The organism is Allobosea caraganae (assembly GCF_003351345.1).
GTDB classification, from domain to species: Bacteria; Pseudomonadota; Alphaproteobacteria; order Rhizobiales; family Beijerinckiaceae; genus Allobosea; species Allobosea caraganae.
Genome location: NZ_QQTO01000031.1, coordinates 1 through 1589, shown reverse-complemented (window position 1 = coordinate 1589; position 1589 = coordinate 1). Strand labels below are relative to the sequence as shown.

Genomic DNA, 1589 nt, shown 5'->3' with positions numbered 1-1589 from the left:
GAGGCCCGGGAATGATGATCTGAACCTCCACACCACGCTTGCGGGCCTCGAGGAGCTGTTGCCTGATCAGGTCGTCGGGAACGAAATAGGGCGTGGCGATCCGGATATTCTTCTGAGCGGAAGCAAGCGCCGTCATCAGCATCAGGTGCATGACATTGCGCTGATGCGTCGAGCTGATCACCACCTGCGCAGCTTGATCGCCTGCGGGGGATATATCCGGAAAGAAGCGGTCGCCTAGCAGCAGCTCGCCGGTCGCTTCGATCCAATGCTCGGCAAATGCCGCTTGGAGCTCCGCCGCTGCAGGCCCTTCCAAGCGATAGTGATTGTCGCGCCATTCGCTCGGCGAGCGCGCATCACCGTTCCATTCGTCAGCGATGCCCACGCCACCGGTAAACCCAATGCGTCCATCGACGACCAGCAATTTCCTGTGTGTGCGGTTGTTCGCCCGATCGATCGTGTACCAGGTGATCGGGCGGAACCGGACCACTTCCACGCCGGCGTCCTGCATCCGCTTAATGAGCCCTTCGTCCATCGGAATGCTTCCGACCCAGTCGAGCAGGACCTTTACGCTCAGCCCCTGACGGGCTTTTGCCGAGAGCGCATCGGCGAATTCGTTGGCGATGGCGCCACGCCAGTAGATATACGTCTCGAAACTGATCGTCTGCCGCGCTTCGCGTATTGCGCGCAGCATCGCAGGAAAGATCTGGACGCCGTTGACGAGGGTCTCGACCTTGTTTCCGGGCACGTAGTTCGACCCGAAGAGCGCGCCCATGGACGCCTTGAGCTGTCGATCTGACGAAGCAAGATGATGCGGAAGTGGTTGCCGTAGTTCGTGCGGTTCCGGCAACAAATTGCCGACGACGAGGCAACCGACGCCCCCCACGGCAGCCGAGAATAGAGCGATGATGAAAGGGTGTCGTCGCAGCTTCATTGGCAATCGAACGTGGAGGTTGCGAGGGCGCCGATTGCGATGGGCATCATTTCTTGGGCGGTTGCACGAGCGAGTCGCCGGCCGGAACCGACCAGGTAGCGGTCCACGTCTCACTCAATGTGCGTTTTCGCGATTTAAGGAAGATTCTGAGCTCTGCCGACTGACCATCGGGTAACGTCGCATCGATAATTACGCGCACACCTTTCAGCGGCGAGTTGAATGTGAGGATCTTGGAGACGATCGAACCGCTGGTCGTCGTTGCGACAAGTTCCACACGATCGGGTTCGCTTTGGTAGTAGGCCAGATCGCCACCGGCAAAATCGACAATGAAGCGCTTTGTGCCGTTGCCATCGGTCACGCCATCCTCGACATCCGAGCCGTTGAAGCTCTGCTGCGCCTGCGCGTACGAATGCAGATGCCATGTCGTCGATACCGCGGTTATGCGATATCGGAACTCGGCAGCTTGGCCGGAAGGCAGCGGCTTGTTCGGCGTCCAGCACGCGACGACATTGTCAAACGCCTCGTTCGTGGTCGGAATTTCGATCAGATCGATCCGGCCATCCCCCCAGTCGCCCTGAGGTGTGACCCAATAGCCTGGCCTCGCCTCATAGCGTGCTTCAAGATCCTGATAGCTTCCGAAGTCCCGGTCGCGTTGCAT

2 protein-coding genes are annotated in these 1589 nt (G+C 59.5%); both read right to left on the bottom strand.

The genetic code is table 11. From position 1 onward, the window contains the following. On the bottom strand, nt 1-772 hold a 772-nt coding region (locus DWF00_RS20855; RefSeq protein ID WP_245974154.1), incomplete at its 3' end, for a phospholipase D-like domain-containing protein. Nucleotides 773-977: 205 nt separating this feature from the next. Next, nucleotides 978-1589, bottom strand: a 612-nt coding sequence (locus DWF00_RS20850) for a glucan biosynthesis protein (RefSeq protein ID WP_181832932.1), incomplete at its 5' end; no start/stop codon positions are given.